This is a genomic window from Sphingomonas sp. 2SG, assembly GCF_005503285.1.
Classification (GTDB): Bacteria; Pseudomonadota; Alphaproteobacteria; order Sphingomonadales; family Sphingomonadaceae; genus Sphingomonas; species Sphingomonas taxi.
Genome location: NZ_SCMZ01000001.1, coordinates 1 through 14,791 on the forward strand (window position 1 = coordinate 1; position 14,791 = coordinate 14,791).

Sequence of the window (14,791 nt, forward strand, 5' to 3'; positions counted from 1 at the left end):
CTCCACCACTCGGCTGACGCCGAGCGGTCCCCCTCCCCCTTGCGGGGGAGGATTTAAGCAAACCGCCCCGCGGCATAGCGCGCGACGTCGACCCCCTCGAACCCCGCCGGCAGGCCCGTCCCCAGCAACAGGCTCGCCGCAATCGCCGCGTCACTCGCCAGTTTGTCGACGCGTTCGTTGTCGGCGTTGCCGGCGTGGCCCTTGACCCAGATCCATTCGATCTCGTGCTTCTGCGTCTCGGCGAACAAAGCCTGCCAGAGTTCGGCATTCTTGACCGGCTTCTTGTCGGCGGTGCGCCAGCCGTTCTTGCGCCAGCCGTGGATCCAGCGGGTCAGGCCGTCCATGACGTATTTGCTGTCGGTGCTGAGCTTGATCCGGCACGGGCGGGTGAGCACGCGCAGCGCCTCGATCGCCGCGGTCAGCTCCATGCGGTTGTTGGTGGTCAGCGTCTCGCCGCCCGACAATTCCTTCTCGTGGCCGCCGAAGCGGAGCAGCGCGCCCCAGCCGCCCGGGCCGGGATTGCCCTTGCAGGCGCCGTCGGTGGCGATCTCGACGAGCTGGGGGGCGGCGGGGTCGGTCATGCAAAGGCCTCCGGATGGGCGTCGTACCAGTCGAGCCGGCGCAGATAGGCGAGCGGGTCCTTGCGCGTCACCAGCGCATCCGCCGGCGTGTCGAGCCAGTCCCATGCGCGGGTGAGCAGGAAGCGGATGCACGCGCCGCGCGCGAGCACCGGCAGCGCGGCGCGCTCGGCGGCGGACAGGCCGAGCGCCCCGGCATAGCCGGCGAGCAGCGCCGGGCCGACGCCGGCGAGCGGCGCGCCCTGCGGATCGAAGGCCCAGGAGGTGTGCATCACGGCGACGTCATAGGCGCGTATGTCACGGCAGGCGAAGTAGAAATCGATGAGTCCGGTCACCCGTGCGCCGAGCATCAGGACATTGTCGGGGAACAGATCGGCATGGATGACGCTGGTCGGCAGATCGTGCGGCCAGGCCACCTCGACCGCGGCGAGCGCGGTATCGACGCGCGCGAACAGGCCCGGCGCGATGGCGTCGAGATCGCTGCCGCAGCGCATCAGCAGCGGCCGCCAGTCGGCGATGCCGAGGCTGTTGGGCCGGCCGCCGTCGAAATCGGCGACCGCGGCGTGCAGCGCGCCGAGCGCGGCGCCGGCGGTGGCGGCCTGATCCGGCGTCGGGCGGGTCACCGAGACGCCGTTGAGGAAGCGGATCAGGCAGGCGGGGCGGCCCTCCAGCGTCTGGATCGCGACGCCGTCGCGGTCGCGGATCGCGGGTGGCACCGGCAGGCCGCGGTCCGCCAGATGATCGAGCAGGTCGAGGAAGAAGGGCAGGTCGCCGGCGTCGACGCGCTTCTCGTAAAGCGTCAGGATGAAGCGCGCGGTCGTCGTATCGACGAGATAGTTGCTGTTCTCGACGCCCTCGGCGATGCCCTTGGCGGAGACGAGCTCGCCGACCTCGGCGTAGCGGCGCAGGAACGCGGACAGCGCCTCGGCCGAGACGTGCGTGTAGACGGCCATGATCCCTCCCCAGTCTCCACGTCCCCCGGACGTGCGCCGGGGGACGGTCAGCCTATGCCGCGGCGTCGAGGCCGCGTGGCAGTTTGAATGCGATCGTCTCGCGCGTCGTTTCCTCCTCGCGCTCGGTGATCGCGAAGCGGGTGGAGAGCAGGTCGACCAGCTCGCGGACCAGCAGCTCGGGCGCGGAGGCGCCGGCGGTGATGCCGAGCGTGCCGACGCCGTCGAGGAACGTCCAGTCGAGCTCGCCGGCGCGCTGGATCAGCCGCGCCGGAATGCCCTCGCGCTCCGCCACTTCGACCAGCCGCACCGAGTTGGACGAATTGGGGGCGCCGATCACCAGCATCGCGTCGCACGCCGCGGCGATCGCCTTGACCGCCGCCTGCCGGTTCGAGGTGGCGTAGCAGATGTCCTCGCCGCGCGGCGGCAGCATGTTGGGGAAGCGGCGCTGCAGCACCGCGACCACCGCGGCGGTGTCGTCGACCGACAGCGTCGTCTGGGTGAGGAAGGCGAGATTGTCGGGATCGACTGGCGCGAAGATCTCGGCGTCGGCGGCGGTCTCGATCAGCGACATCGCGCCGGCGGGCACCTGGCCAAAGGTGCCGACGACCTCGGGATGGCCGGCGTGGCCGATGAAGATGATATGGCGGCCGGCGGCGACGAGCCGCTCGGCCTGACGATGGACCTTCGACACCAATGGGCAGGTTGCGTCGAGATAGTCGAGGCCGCGGTTCTGCGCGTCGACCGGCACCGACTTTGGCACGCCGTGCGCGGAGAAGACCACCGGCGCGCCGTCGGGCACCTGGTCGAGCTCCTCGACGAACACCGCGCCCTGCGCCTTCAGCGTGTCGACGACGAACTTGTTGTGGACGATCTCGTGGCGGACGTAGACGGGCGCGCCGTGCTTCTCGATCGCGAGTTCGACGATGCGGATCGCGCGGTCGACGCCGGCGCAGAAGCCGCGCGGTGCGGCGATCAGCAGTTCGAGGACGGGCTTGCCGCCGTCCGCGGGGAATTGGGAGGCCATGCCGGCGGTTCTACGCGATTGGTGCGGCGCACGGAAGTACGCGATTGGCTCACCGCGCGGAAGTACGCGATTGCTTGCACGCGGGAAAGCCGGTTCCTATGGTACGCCGCGCATCGCCCGGGTTCTCCGGCGGCGCATCACTGTCCGTTCGACAAAGGTACGCGTCCTCGTGAAAACCCCGGCTTTAGGCCTGTCCGCCCTCGCGCTGATCCTCTCGGGCTGCGCCAGCAAGGGCGAGATCGTCGAAGGCGGCATCTCCGCCGTGCGCTCCGCCTGCCCGACAGTCGGCGTCGCCGCCGGTACCGGCGACATCACGCTGTTCGATCCGGCGACGAGCCGCGACGCGAGCGCGATCGACGTCGTCGCCAGCATGACCAACGTGCGCGGCGCCTGCAACGACGCCGGCGAGCAGATCGCCACCAGCGTCACCTTCGACGTGCTCGCGCGGCGGACGCGTACCGAGGGCCCGCGCGACGTGGTGCTGCCTTATTATATCGCGATCGTCCGCGGCGGCTCGGCGGTGACCGCCAAGCGCAAGGGGCAGATCGCGGTGCATTTCGACGCCGGGCAGGCGCGCGCGCAGGCGCAGGGCACCGCCTCGACGCAGATCGCGCGGGCGGCGGCGACCTTGCCCGACGAGGTGCGCAACCAGCTCACCCGCAAGCGCAAGGCGGGCGACGAGGATGCCGCGACCGATCCGCTGGCGCGGCCGGAGGTGCGCTCCGCGGTGCTGCGCGCGACCTTCGAGGCGCTGGTCGGCTTCCAGCTCACCGACGACCAGCTGAAGTATAACGCGCAACGCTGATTCTCTTCCCTTCCCGCGCAGGGAGGGGAGGGCGTTTCCGCATTGACTAAGACCCCGCCGCCCGTCACAGCACCACGCGTCGATGCCGGGCGACCGGCATGGGCGGGCGCGGGAGAGAGCCTCTTCACAAGGAGGCCGCCGAAGGAGCAACCACCCCGGAATCTCTCAGGCAAACGGGACCGCGCGCTGCCTTATCGACACTCTGGAAAGCGTTCCTTTGAGGAGCCACCGAAGGGGTAAGCCCGCCGCGGACACGCGCCGGGTCAAAGCTCTCAGGTCACCGTGACAGAGGGGGTATGACGGATCGATTGCGGCCCCGTGCCGTCTTTGGTCCCGTGCCTTTCTTGGAGACGGTTGATGAGCGATTCGCTGCCAGACACCTTGCCCGACCCGCTCGACGACCTCGACGGCGACGAGCCCGCAATCCAGCTGCTGCCGCTCGACGGCTGGCACCGCGCCCGCGGCGGCCGCATGGTGCCGTTCGCCGGCTATGAAATGCCCGTCCAATATGAGGGCATCATGGCCGAGCATCTGTGGACGCGCGAATCCGCCGGCCTATTCGACGTCAGCCATATGGGCCAGGTCGGCTTCACCGGCGACGGGCTCGACGCCGCCGGCGTCGCCAGGGCGCTCGAAGCGGTGCTGCCGGGTGATATCGCCGGGCTCGCCGCGACCAAGATCCGCTATTCACTGCTGCTCAACGACGAGGGCGGCATCCTCGACGACCTGATGGTCACGACGCTGCCCGCCGAGGGCGCGCATCCGTTCGGCGCGGCGAGCCATTACGTCGTTGTCAACGGTGCGACCAAATATGACGATCTCGCCTATCTGCTCGACGTGCTGCCCGACGACCTGACGATGAACCTGATGGAAGATCAGGCCTTGCTCGCGGTGCAGGGGCCCAAGGCGGTCGCCGCCGTGTCGCGCCTGATCCCCGGCGTCGAGGACCTCGTGTTCATGACCGCGGGCGCGTTCGACTGGAACGGCCATGCGCTGTGGATCAGCCGTTCGGGCTATACCGGCGAGGACGGCGTCGAGATTTCGATCCCCGCCGAAGCCGCCGCCGATTTCGCCGATGCGATCTGCGCTGAGCCCGAGGTCAAGCCGATCGGCCTGGGTGCGCGCGATTCGCTGCGGCTCGAAGCCGGACTGCCGCTCTACGGCCACGATCTCGATCCCGAGACGACGCCGGTGATGGCCGACCTCGGCTTCGCTCTGTCGAAGCGCCGCCGCGAGGCCGCCGATTTTGCCGGCGCCGCGCGCATCCTCGGCGAGCGCACCGACGGTCCCGCGGTCAAGCGCGTCGGCCTGTCGGTCGCCGGGCGCCAGCCGGTGCGCGAGGGCGCGAGCGTCGTCGACGCCGAGGGCGCGGTGATCGGCCGCGTCACCAGCGGCGGCTTCGCGCCGAGCGTCGGTGCGCCGATCGCCATGGCCTATGTTCCCGCTGCGCTCGCCGAGGTCGGCACGCCGCTGCGCCTCGTCCAGCGCGGCAAGATCCACGAGGCGACGGTCGCACCGATGCCGTTCGTTCCCCACCGCTATGTCCGCGCAGGAGGCAAGTGATGAGCCGTTATTTCACCGAAGATCATGAGTGGGTCGATGTCGATGGCGACACCGGCACCGTCGGCATCTCCGATTATGCGCAGGGCCAGCTCGGCGACATCGTGTTCGTCGACGTTCCCGAGGCGGGCAAGCAACTCGGCAAGGGCGACGAGGCCGCGGTGGTCGAATCGGTCAAGGCCGCGTCGGACGTCTATTCGCCGGTGTCGGGGACGGTGACCGAGGGCAATGCCGCGCTGTCGGACGATCCCAGCCTGGTCAACTCGGATCCGGAAGCGGAGGGCTGGTTCTTCAGGATCACGCTCAGCGATCCGGCCGAGCTGGAGACGCTGATGGACGAAGCCGCCTACGCGGAGTTCGTCGCCAAGCTGTAACGATCAGCCTCGCAATTGGTGCTCCGCTCTGGTCGATGCTTCGCCGCGCTTGATACGTCACCCCGGACTTGTTCCGGGGTCCACGCGGCGGCGAGGAGGATGGTCTGAAACGATAGGGCGCCCCTGCTGCCCGGTGGACCCCGTAACTGGTCCGGGGTGACGGGACCTGCGGGGATGATCGATCGAACCTCAGCCCGTCGCCATAGGTAAAGGCCCTTCCCACAGGCGGGGCTCTCAAGGGAATGATGATGCGCTACCTGCCGCTTACCCAGCCCGACCGCGACGCGATGCTCGCGGTCATCGGTGCGGGATCGATCGACGATCTGTTCGTTGACGTGCCCGAGGCCGCCCGCCTGTCCGGCCCGATCCATGACCTGCCGAACCACGCCTCCGAACTGGCGGTCGAGCGGCACATGACCGCGCTCGCCCGCCAGAACACGGTCGCGGGCGAAGTGCCGTTCTTCCTCGGTGCGGGCGCCTATCGCCATCACGTGCCGGCGAGCGTCGATCACCTGATCCAGCGTGGCGAGTTCCTCACCGCCTATACGCCGTATCAGCCCGAGATCGCGCAGGGCACGCTGCAGATGCTGTTCGAGTTCCAGACGCAGGTCGCGCGGCTGCTCGGCACCGACGTGGCGAACGCGTCGATGTACGACGGCTCGACCGCCTGCTGGGAAGCGATCGGCATGGCGCGGCGCATCACCCGCAAGGGCAAGGCGATCCTGTCGGGCGGGCTCCACCCGCATTATGTCAGCGTCGCCAAGACGATGGCGAAATACACCGGCGATCATCTCGAAACCTCCGCGCCGGCGCTGACCGCCGAAACGGATATCGATGCGCTGATCGCCGCGATCGACGGCGATGCGTCATGCGTCGTCGTGCAATATCCCGACATCCTCGGCCGCATCGCCGACCTGACGCCGCTCGCCGATGCCTGTCACGCCAACAAGGTACTGCTGATCGCGGTCGTCACCGAGCCGGTGGCGCTGGGCGCGATCACCTCGCCGGGCGAGATGGACGCCGATATCGTCGTCGGCGAGGGCCAGTCGCTCGGCGTCGGCCTGCAGTTCGGCGGCCCGTACGTCGGCCTGATGGGCTGCAAGGAGAAGTATATCCGCCAGATGCCGGGCCGCTTCTGCGGCGAGACGGTGGATGCGGAGGGGCGCCGCGGCTTCGTGCTGACGCTGTCTACGCGCGAACAGCATATCCGTCGCGAAAAGGCGACGAGCAACATCTGCACCAATTCGGGGCTCTGTGCGCTCGCCTTCTCGATCCACATGACGCTGCTCGGCGAGGCGGGGCTGCGCCGGCTGGCGGGGATCAATCACGCCGCGGCGTGCCGCGCCGCGGATCGCCTCGCCAAGGTGCCGGGCGTCGAGCTGGTCACCGAGACCTTCTTCAACGAATTCACGCTGAAGCTGCCGGTCGAGGCGCGCCCCGTGGTGCGGACGCTCGCCGATCGCGGCATCCTGGCGGGCGTGTCGCTCGGCCGGCTGTATCCGGACGAGGCGGGCCTCGCCAACGGGCTGATCGTCGCGGTCACCGAGACGACGACCGCGGAGGACGTCGAAACCCTTGCCGCCGCACTCGAGGAGGTTCTGGCATGAGCATCAATCAGAGCGGCTGGCGTCCCGAGATGACCGCCGGCGGCGGCAATGGCGCCGCACCGACCTTCACCGGCAACAAGGCGCTGATGCTGGAAGAGGCGCTGATCTTCGAGATCGGTGATACGCAGACCACCGGCGTCGATTTCGCCGAGGGCGACGTCGCGGGGTCGCGGCTCGGCGATCTTAGCCGCAAGGCGCCGATCGGGCTTGCCGGCCTGTCCGAGCCCGAGACGATCCGTCACTATACGCGGCTCAGCCGCCAGAATTACGCGATCGACCTCGGCCTGTTCCCGCTCGGCTCGTGCACGATGAAGCACAATCCGCGGCTCAACGAGAAGATGGCGCGCCTTCCCGGTTTCGCCGACGTGCATCCGTTGCAGCCGGTCGACACCGTGCAAGGCGCGCTCGCGGTCATCAACGAACTGGCGGTGTGGCTGATCAAGCTCACCGGCATGCACGGCGTCGCCATGTCGCCGAAGGCCGGCGCGCACGGCGAATTGTGCGGCATCCTGTGCATCAAGGCGGCGCTGGAGAAGCGCGGCGAGGGCCATCGCAAGGTCGTCCTCGTGCCCGAATCGGCGCATGGCACCAATCCCGCCACGGCGGCCTTCGCCGGCTTCACCGTCGAGGATATCCCCGCCACCGCCGATGGCCGCGTCGATACCGCGGCGTTGAAGGCACGGCTGGGGCCGGACGTCGCCGCGGTGATGATCACCAACCCCAACACCTGCGGCCTGTTCGAGCGCGACCTGAAGTCGATCAGCGATGCGGTCCATGATGCGGGCGGCTACGTCTATTGCGACGGTGCCAATTTCAACGCCATCGTCGGCCGGGTGCGGCCCGGCGACCTCGGCGTCGACGCGATGCACATCAACCTGCACAAGACCTTCTCGACCCCGCACGGCGGCGGCGGACCGGGGTCCGGGCCGGTGGTGCTGTCGGAGGCGCTCAGCCCCTTCGGACCGCTGCCGTTCACCGCGCGCATGGCCGACGGGCATATCCAGCTCATCGAGGAAGAGACTGCGGGCGACGATCATCCCGACACGTTCGGCCGGATGACCGCCTTCCATGGCCAGATGGGGATGTTCACCCGCGCGCTGACCTATATCCTCAGCCACGGTGCCGACGGCCTCAAGCAGGTCGCCGAGGATGCGGTGCTCAACGCCAATTACGTGCTGCGCTCGCTGGAGGGAACGCTCGACGCGCCCTTCGCCAAGTCGGGGCCGTGCATGCACGAGGCGATCTTCTCCGACGCCAATCTCGCCGAGGGCTTCTCGACGCTCGACGTCGCCAAGGGGCTGATCGACGAGGGCTTCCACCCGATGACGGTCTATTTCCCGCTCGTCGTCCACGGCGCGATGCTGGTCGAACCGACCGAGACCGAATCGAAGGCGGCGCTCGACCAGTTCGTCGGCGCGCTGCGCAGCGTGGCGGAACGGGCCAAGGCCGGCGACGCCAGCCTCAAGACCGCGCCGCATTTCGCGCCGCGTGCGCGGCTCGACGAGACGCAGGCGGCGCGCAAGCCGGTGCTGGTGTGGAAGGAACAGCCGCTGGCGCAGGCGGCGGAGTAAAGGCAGCTCGCTCGTCACCCGGCCTTGAGCCGGGGTCCCGCTACCTTCGCGCTTCGGGCGTAGCGGGACCCCGGGTCGAGCCCGGGGTGACGGAGGTTGGGGTCAGTATGCCCCTTTCGTATCGATGCCGGCATCTGTAGTTTCTGCTCCGTAACGGGCGGGCGGGGACACGGACATATGCAGGGACAGCAACCGGGCGGGTGGATCAGCTATGCGATCCCGCTCGTCGTCGTCGCGGTGGTGATGGCGATCCGCTGGAAGCGGATGAGCCGGGTGCGGCCGCTCAAGCTCGAACATCTGTGGATCCTGCCGGCTTTCTATGCGGTGGTGATCGGCTTCACCTTCACGCGCTTTCCGCCGCGTGGCTGGGGCTGGGCCTTCTGCCTCGCCGCGGTCGGTCTCGGTGCGGCGCTGGGCTGGCAGCGCGGCAAGATGATGCGGATCACGCTCGATCCGGAGACGCATACGCTGGGCCAGACCTCGTCGCCGGCGGCGTTGCTGTTCATCGTGCTGCTGATCGTCGTGCGCAGCAGCGCGCGCGGCGCATTGAGCTATGCGGGGCCGGCGGGGCTCGATCCGATGGCGATCACCGACGTGCTGATGGCGTTGGCGCTTGGCCTGTTCAGCGCGCAGCGGCTGGAGATGTATCTGCGCGGCAAGCGAATGCTGGCGGCCGGCCCGGTCGTGACTCCGTAGCCCTTCCCACGTCGCGCGATCACGGATCGCGGCCAGTGCGCGAAGGGGGTGACGCGCCGAAGCGCTTTGGCTAGGCGTCCACCCCATGAAGCACGCTCTTTCCGTCACGCGCGACGCCGACTTCGCCGCCTGGTATCAATCCGTCATCGCCGAGGCCGATCTCGCCGAGGAATCGGGCGTGCGCGGCTGTATGGTCATCCGGCCGTGGGGCTATGGCATCTGGGAGCGGATCCAGCGGCTGCTCGACGACCGGATCAAGGCGACCGGCCATGAGAATTGCTATTTCCCGCTGTTCATCCCGCTCTCTTATTTCGAGAAGGAGGCGGAGCATGTTGAGGGCTTCGCCAAGGAGATGGCGGTGGTCACCCACCACCGGTTGATCCCCGACGGCAAGGGCAGACTGATCCCCGATCCCGCCGCCAAGCTGGAGGAGCCTTTGGTGGTGCGGCCGACTTCGGAGACGGTGATCGGCACGGCGTTCGCGCGCTGGGTGCAGTCGTGGCGCGATCTCCCCGTGCTGATCAATCAGTGGGCAAACGTCGTGCGCTGGGAGATGCGCACCCGCATGTTCCTGCGCACCAGCGAATTCCTCTGGCAGGAGGGCCATACCGCCCACGCCACCGCCGACGAGGCGCGCGAGGAAACGCTGAAGATGCTCGAAGTCTATCGCAGCTTCGCCGAGGACTGCCTCGCGCTGCCGGTCGTCGCCGGCGAGAAGCCCGAGAACGAGCGCTTCCCCGGCGCGGTCGCGACCTACAGCATCGAGGCGATGATGCAGGACGGCAAGGCGCTGCAGGCGGGCACCAGCCATTTCCTCGGCACCAATTTCGCGCATGCGCAGAACATCCGTTTCCAGAACGCCAGCGGCGAGCTGGAACTCGCCAATACGACGAGCTGGGGGGTCAGCACCCGGATGATCGGCGGCGTCATCATGGTGCATGGCGATGACGACGGCCTGCGCGTGCCGCCGCGGATCGCGCCGTGGCAGATCGTGATCGTGCCGATGCTGCGCGACCAGCCCGAGGACGAGGCGCTGATTGCCTATGCCAAGGACATCCAGTCGAACCTCGCCGGCCTGTCGGCGCTCGGCGAGCCGGTACGCGCGTTGCTCGACCTCAAGCCGGCCAAGGCGGCGACCAAGCGCTGGGGCTGGGTCAAGAAGGGCGCGCCGATCGTCATCGAGATCGGCGGGCGCGACATGGCGGGCGGCAACGTCTCGGTGATCCGCCGCGACCGGCTGTATCGCGAGGACGGCAAGCTCGATAGCCAGGTGATGGCGCGCGGCGATTTCGAGGCGGAGGCGCCGGCGTTGCTCGCGGCGATCCAGCAGGCGCTGCACGACGAAGCGCGGGCGCGGATGCAGGCGGCGATCGTGCCGGCGGCGGACTTCGCCGCGGTCGAGGCGCATTTCGCCGAGGGCGTGAAGAATCCCGGCTGGGTCGAGGTGCAATGGGCACGGCCGACCGGCGCGGCGCTCGACGCGGTGGTCGAGCGGCTCAAGGCGCTCAAGCTGACGATCCGCAACGCGCCGTCCGATGCGGCGGCGGCGGATGGCGCCTGCGTGTTCACCGGTGAACCGGCGGTCGAACGGGTGCTGCTCGCACGGAGTTACTGAGGCGTCTCGCTAAGCTGCTCAGCCCTCCTAAAGGAAGGGCGGGAGGATGAGGCTCGCTCGGGCTCGTCCAAAACTCGTCACCCCGGACTTGTTCCGGGGTCCACCGAGCCGCAAGAGGATGGTTTCCCCTCAAGCCGGTCTCCTCGCCGCGGCGTGGACCCCGGAACGAGTCCGGGGTGACGGAATATGCTTGGCGAGCGGGGGAGCGACATGCGACGGTGCGACGCACGGTCGTGAGACGTATCTCCAACGCGGGACCCCGGCCGCTGAGTTTCAGGAAGGAGAGGCGTCCTCTTCGTACCGCCGCCCGACATGCGCCTCGCCGCGTGCCTCGGCGAGCAGCGCCTGGCGGTGCCGTTCGGCATAGCGGGCGCGATCCGTTTCGCTGCGCGCGGCGTGGCAGCGTGGGCAGCTGACGCCCTCTTCGAACAGCGGCGAGGCGCGGTCGGCTGGCGACACCGGCATCCGGCAGGCGCGGCACAGGCCGTGGGTGCCCGGCGTCAGGCCGTGACCGACCGCGACGCGTTCGTCGAAGACGAAACATTCGCCCTGCCAGCGGCTCTCTTCCGCCGGCACGTCCTCGAGATATTGCAGAATGCCGCCCTTGAGGTGGAAGACGTCGTCGACACCCTCCGCCTTGAGGAAGGCGGTCGCCTTCTCGCAGCGGATGCCGCCGGTGCAGAACATCGCGACCTGCTTCGTGCCGGCGAGCAATTCGTCGCGATGCTCCCGGAACCACGCCGGGAATTCGCGGAAGGTGCGCGTCTGCGGATCGACCGCGCCGGCGAAGCTGCCGACCGCCACCTCGTAATCGTTGCGCGTGTCGATCACCAGGGTCGCGGGATCGGCGATCAGCGCGTTCCAGTCGGCCGGATCGACGTAATGGCCGGCGTCGAGCGGATCGATCGCGGGTTCGCCCATCGTCACGATCTCGCGCTTGAGCCGCACCTTGGTGCGGTGGAACGGCATCGCGTCGGCGCGCGCCTCCTTGACGTCGAGCGTCGCGCAGCCGGGCAGCGCGCGGATATGCGCCAGCACCGCCTCCATCCCCGCATCCGGCCCGGCGATCGTGCCGTTGATCCCCTCGCGCGCGAGCAGCAACGTGCCGCGCACGCCGGCCGCCTCGCAGGCGGCAAGCAGTGGTGCCTGCAAGGCCGCCGGGTCGGGGAAGGGGGTGAAGCGGTAGAGCGCACAAACGCGGATCGGCGGCATGGCGCGCCTGTAGACCCTCCGGCGCGTCCGCGCAAAGTTGGGGCATGACGGCGGCGGGTGCAGTCCCTATCTCTGGTCTGTGAAAAACAAGACCAGACCCGGCCTGCCGACGCAGGCGCAGATCCTCCAGTTCATCGAAACCTCGGACGTTCCCGCCGGCAAACGCGAGATCGCCAAGGCGTTCGGCTTGACCGCGCAGGAGAAGATCGCGCTGAAGGCGATGCTCAAGGACATGGCCGACGAGGGGCTGATCGACGGCGCCCCCGGCCGCGCCTTCCACAAGATGGGCGGCCTGCCCAAGGTCACGGTGCTGCGCGTCGCCGACGTCGACGACGGCGGCAACGTCTGGGCGGTGCCCGATCGCTGGGAGGCGGAGACGCCGCCGCCGCGGCTGCGTGTCCGCGAACGCAAGCGGGGCGCGCTGGGGATCGGCGAGCGCATCCTCGCGCGGACCGAAGAGGCCGGGAACGGCTGGATCGCGCATCCGATGAAGGTGCTCGCCAAGGCGTCCGAGCAGGTGCTCGGCGTGCTGCGCCGCGAGGGGGAGCGGTTCTGGCTGACCGGGGTCGAGAAGAAGGATCGGCGCGAATTTCCCGTCTCCGACACCGGCGGCGCCGAGGCGGGCGATCTGGTGATGACGGAGATGACCGGGCGGCCGCCCCGGATCAGCGTGCGCGTCGTCCAGCGGCTGGGTGATCCGTTCGCGCCGCGCAGCTTCTCGCTGATCGCGATCCACAAGCTCGGCATCCCCGACGTGTTCACCGCCGATACGCTCGACGAGGCGGCACGCGTGTCGCAGCAGCCGCTCGGCGACGATCGCGAGGACCTGACGCATCTGCCGATCGTCGCGATCGATCCGGCCGATGCGCGCGACCATGACGATGCGGTCTGGGCGGCGCCCGACGACGATCCCGCCAATGCCGGCGGCTGGCAGGCGGTGGTGGCGATCGCCGACGTCAGTTTCTACGTGCGGCCGGGGTCCGAGATCGATCGCGAGGCGCGGCGGCGCGGCAATTCGGTCTATTTCCCCGACCGCGTCGTGCCGATGTTGCCCGAGATCCTGTCCGCCGAAGTCTGTTCGCTCAAGGAGGGCGAGGATCGCGCGGCGCTGGTCTGCCATTTGCGGGTCGGCAAGTCGGGTGCGCTCAAGAGCTGGCGTTTTACGCGCGCGCGGGTGCGGATCGCGGCGAACCTGGCGTATGAGGATGCGCAGGCGATCGCTGACACATTCCTCCCTGGCACGGGGAGGGGGACCGTTGGCGAAGCCAATGGTGGAGGGGGGCTTCCACAAACGATGTCGTCTGAGGACGCCCCCCTCCACCATCCTGCGGATGGTCCCCCTCCCCGTGCCGGGGAGGAATTGAAGGAGTCCCTCCGCCATCTCTGGGCCTGCTGGCGTGCGCTCGCCAAGGCGCGGGATGCGCGCGAGCCGCTCGATCTCGACCTGCCCGAGCGGCGGGTGGTGCTCGACGAGACGGGGCGGATCATGTCGGTGGCGCCGCGCGAACGGCTCGACGCACACCGGCTGATCGAGGATTATATGATCGCCGCCAACGTCGCCGCCGCCAAGGCGCTGGAGGCGAAGAAGGCGCCGGTGATGTATCGCGTCCACGAACCGCCGAGCCGTGAAAAGCTGGTCGCGCTCAAAGAGTATCTGGAGACGTTCGACGTGCCGCTGGCGCTGGGGCAGGTGATCCGCCCGGCGACGTTCAACCACGTGCTCGATCGCGTCGGCGACGCCGATTTCCGGCCGCAGGTGATGGAACAGGTGCTGCGCACCCAGACGCAGGCCTATTATGCCCCGGCCAATCAGGGGCATTTCGGCCTGTCGCTCGGTTCCTATGCGCATTTCACCTCGCCGATCCGGCGCTATGCCGATCTGCTCGTCCACCGGTCTTTGGTGTCCGCCTATCGGCTCGGCGAGGGCGGGCTGGGCCAGACCGACGCGGCGGCGATGGACGTGATCGGCGAGACGATCAGCGGCCTCGAACGCCGCGCGATGGAGGCGGAGCGCGACACGATCGACCGCTATGTCGCGGCCTATCTCGCCGAGAAGGTCGGCGAGACGCTGTCGGCGCGGATCACCGGCGTGCAGAATTACGGCTTCTTCGCCACCGTCGAGGGGATCGGCGGCGACGGGCTGATGCCGGTGCGCGATCTGGGCGGCGAATATTTCCGCTTCGACGAGGCGGCACGCAAATTGGTCGGCGAACAGACGGGCGAGGAATATACGCTTGGCCAGCGCATCGACCTGCGGCTGGCGGAGGCGAATCCGGTGTCGGGCGCGCTGCGCTTCGAACTGCCCGGCGGCAAGGGCGCGGCACCCGGACCGCGACACGTCGGGTCGGGGCGCAAGGATCGCGTCATCAAGCATCGCGGCCGCCCGGCGAACGTCCGCCACCAGGGCAAGCGGCGATGAGCGGCCGGCTGACCCGCGTCGAGCCACGCGGCACGGTGCGCGACCGTTATCTGGTCCACGGCACGATCGCGCCGCGCTTCGTCGAGGCGCGGGCGGTGACCGCGTCGGATGCGATCCCCTTCACCCCCGCCGCGGGCCGCGAGGCGAAGGCGTTCGCGGCGATGATCGCCGATGGGTCGATCCGCATGCCGGCGGCGGGGCGCTTCTATTTCGACATGGATGCCTACGAAGCCGCCGCGGCCGGCCGTAGGGCGCGGCGCGTGCCGGTGCTGCTGATCGTATCGTTGCTGATCGTCGTAGTCGCGTTGGTGTTCTACCGCGGATAATCGCCGACATCGTCAAGTTTCGGCGCTGAACTGTCCTGCGCGAACAAGACG

Annotated in this window: 13 protein-coding genes and 2 riboswitches; of the genes, 9 read left to right on the top strand and 4 right to left on the bottom strand. The window is 68.9% G+C overall.

From position 1 onward, the window contains the following. Positions 1 to 53: 53 nt before the first annotated feature. Genes rnhA through ispH form a run of 3 tightly spaced genes read right to left on the bottom strand, consistent with a single transcriptional unit; the run spans position 54 to position 2,555 of the window. On the bottom strand, positions 54 to 581 hold the full coding sequence (rnhA, locus tag FFS23_RS00005) for a ribonuclease HI (RefSeq protein ID WP_249340450.1): 528 nt from the start codon (positions 579 to 581) through the stop codon (positions 54 to 56). Further along, positions 578 to 1,531 carry a homoserine kinase gene (gene thrB / locus FFS23_RS00010; RefSeq protein ID WP_137896900.1) on the bottom strand — a complete coding sequence of 318 codons (954 nt, stop codon included), beginning with the start codon at positions 1,529 to 1,531 and terminating at the stop codon, positions 578 to 580. Before thrB ends, rnhA begins: the two co-directional genes overlap by 4 nt. 52 nt (positions 1,532 to 1,583) lie before the next feature. Then, complete coding sequence (gene ispH, locus FFS23_RS00015) at positions 1,584 to 2,555, bottom strand: 4-hydroxy-3-methylbut-2-enyl diphosphate reductase (protein ID WP_038660586.1); 972 nt, start codon at positions 2,553 to 2,555, stop codon at positions 1,584 to 1,586. 169 nt (positions 2,556 to 2,724) lie between these two features. On the opposite strand from ispH, the gene FFS23_RS00020 reads away from it, so the two are divergent. The 7 genes from FFS23_RS00020 (at position 2,725) to proS (ending at position 10,783) form a co-directional block, all read left to right on the top strand. Beyond that, positions 2,725 to 3,360 (top strand): hypothetical protein, encoded by a 636-nt coding sequence (locus FFS23_RS00020; RefSeq protein ID WP_249340451.1) that lies wholly within the window; start codon positions 2,725 to 2,727, stop codon positions 3,358 to 3,360. A gap of 99 nt (positions 3,361 to 3,459) precedes the next feature. Next, positions 3,460 to 3,552, top strand: a riboswitch (glycine riboswitch). Then, positions 3,553 to 3,659: riboswitch (glycine riboswitch) on the top strand. It abuts the riboswitch before it with no gap. A 58-nt stretch (positions 3,660 to 3,717) separates the two neighbouring features. Continuing rightward, positions 3,718 to 4,923: a glycine cleavage system aminomethyltransferase GcvT gene (gcvT, locus tag FFS23_RS00025; protein ID WP_137896901.1), complete on the top strand. Its 1,206-nt coding sequence runs from the start codon at positions 3,718 to 3,720 to the stop codon at positions 4,921 to 4,923. Further along, the gene (gene gcvH, locus FFS23_RS00030; RefSeq protein WP_137896902.1) at positions 4,923 to 5,294 is read left to right on the top strand and encodes a glycine cleavage system protein GcvH; all 372 of its coding nucleotides are present in this window, start codon (positions 4,923 to 4,925) and stop codon (positions 5,292 to 5,294) included. Before gcvT ends, gcvH begins: the two co-directional genes overlap by 1 nt. 248 nt (positions 5,295 to 5,542) lie before the next feature. Then, positions 5,543 to 6,901, top strand: coding sequence for an aminomethyl-transferring glycine dehydrogenase subunit GcvPA (gene gcvPA, locus FFS23_RS00035; RefSeq protein WP_137897057.1), 1,359 nt, complete (start codon positions 5,543 to 5,545; stop codon positions 6,899 to 6,901). After that, on the top strand, positions 6,898 to 8,472 hold the full coding sequence (gene gcvPB, locus FFS23_RS00040; RefSeq protein ID WP_137896903.1) for an aminomethyl-transferring glycine dehydrogenase subunit GcvPB: 1,575 nt from the start codon (positions 6,898 to 6,900) through the stop codon (positions 8,470 to 8,472). The genes gcvPA and gcvPB overlap by 4 nt, the downstream gene beginning before the upstream one ends. Before the next feature lie 177 nt (positions 8,473 to 8,649). Continuing rightward, complete coding sequence (locus tag FFS23_RS00045) at positions 8,650 to 9,168, top strand: CcdC protein domain-containing protein (RefSeq protein WP_137896904.1); 519 nt, start codon at positions 8,650 to 8,652, stop codon at positions 9,166 to 9,168. Positions 9,169 to 9,253: 85 nt separating this feature from the next. Then, entirely contained in the window at positions 9,254 to 10,783 is a 1,530-nt protein-coding gene (gene proS, locus FFS23_RS00050; protein ID WP_137896905.1) for a proline--tRNA ligase, read from the top strand. Between the two features lie 273 nt (positions 10,784 to 11,056). On the opposite strand, the gene trhO is transcribed toward proS, so the two are convergent. Next, the gene (gene trhO, locus FFS23_RS00055) at positions 11,057 to 11,995 is read right to left on the bottom strand and encodes an oxygen-dependent tRNA uridine(34) hydroxylase TrhO (protein WP_137896906.1); all 939 of its coding nucleotides are present in this window, start codon (positions 11,993 to 11,995) and stop codon (positions 11,057 to 11,059) included. A 79-nt stretch (positions 11,996 to 12,074) separates the two neighbouring features. Between trhO and FFS23_RS00060 the strand changes: the two genes are divergently transcribed. Next, a complete protein-coding gene (locus FFS23_RS00060) occupies positions 12,075 to 14,414 on the top strand; it encodes a ribonuclease R family protein (RefSeq protein ID WP_137896907.1) in 2,340 nt (779 codons plus the stop codon). After that, on the top strand, positions 14,411 to 14,740 hold the full coding sequence (locus FFS23_RS00065; RefSeq protein WP_137896908.1) for a hypothetical protein: 330 nt from the start codon (positions 14,411 to 14,413) through the stop codon (positions 14,738 to 14,740). The genes FFS23_RS00060 and FFS23_RS00065 overlap by 4 nt, the downstream gene beginning before the upstream one ends. Positions 14,741 to 14,791 lie beyond the last annotated feature (51 nt).

Bases quoted from the DNA above. Each gene is read 5' to 3' on its own strand.
- rnhA (WP_249340450.1), bottom strand. From the start codon at position 581: ATGACCGACCCCGCCGCCCCCCAGCTCGTCGAGATCGCCACCGACGGC.
- thrB (WP_137896900.1), bottom strand. From the start codon at position 1,531: ATGGCCGTCTACACGCACGTCTCGGCCGAGGCGCTGTCCGCGTTCCTG.
- ispH (WP_038660586.1), bottom strand. From the start codon at position 2,555: ATGGCCTCCCAATTCCCCGCGGACGGCGGCAAGCCCGTCCTCGAACTG.
- gcvT (WP_137896901.1), top strand. From the start codon at position 3,718: ATGAGCGATTCGCTGCCAGACACCTTGCCCGACCCGCTCGACGACCTC.
- gcvH (WP_137896902.1), top strand. From the start codon at position 4,923: ATGAGCCGTTATTTCACCGAAGATCATGAGTGGGTCGATGTCGATGGC.
- gcvPA (WP_137897057.1), top strand. From the start codon at position 5,543: ATGCGCTACCTGCCGCTTACCCAGCCCGACCGCGACGCGATGCTCGCG.
- gcvPB (WP_137896903.1), top strand. From the start codon at position 6,898: ATGAGCATCAATCAGAGCGGCTGGCGTCCCGAGATGACCGCCGGCGGC.
- FFS23_RS00045 (WP_137896904.1), top strand. From the start codon at position 8,650: ATGCAGGGACAGCAACCGGGCGGGTGGATCAGCTATGCGATCCCGCTC.
- proS (WP_137896905.1), top strand. From the start codon at position 9,254: ATGAAGCACGCTCTTTCCGTCACGCGCGACGCCGACTTCGCCGCCTGG.
- trhO (WP_137896906.1), bottom strand. From the start codon at position 11,995: ATGCCGCCGATCCGCGTTTGTGCGCTCTACCGCTTCACCCCCTTCCCC.
- FFS23_RS00065 (WP_137896908.1), top strand. From the start codon at position 14,411: ATGAGCGGCCGGCTGACCCGCGTCGAGCCACGCGGCACGGTGCGCGAC.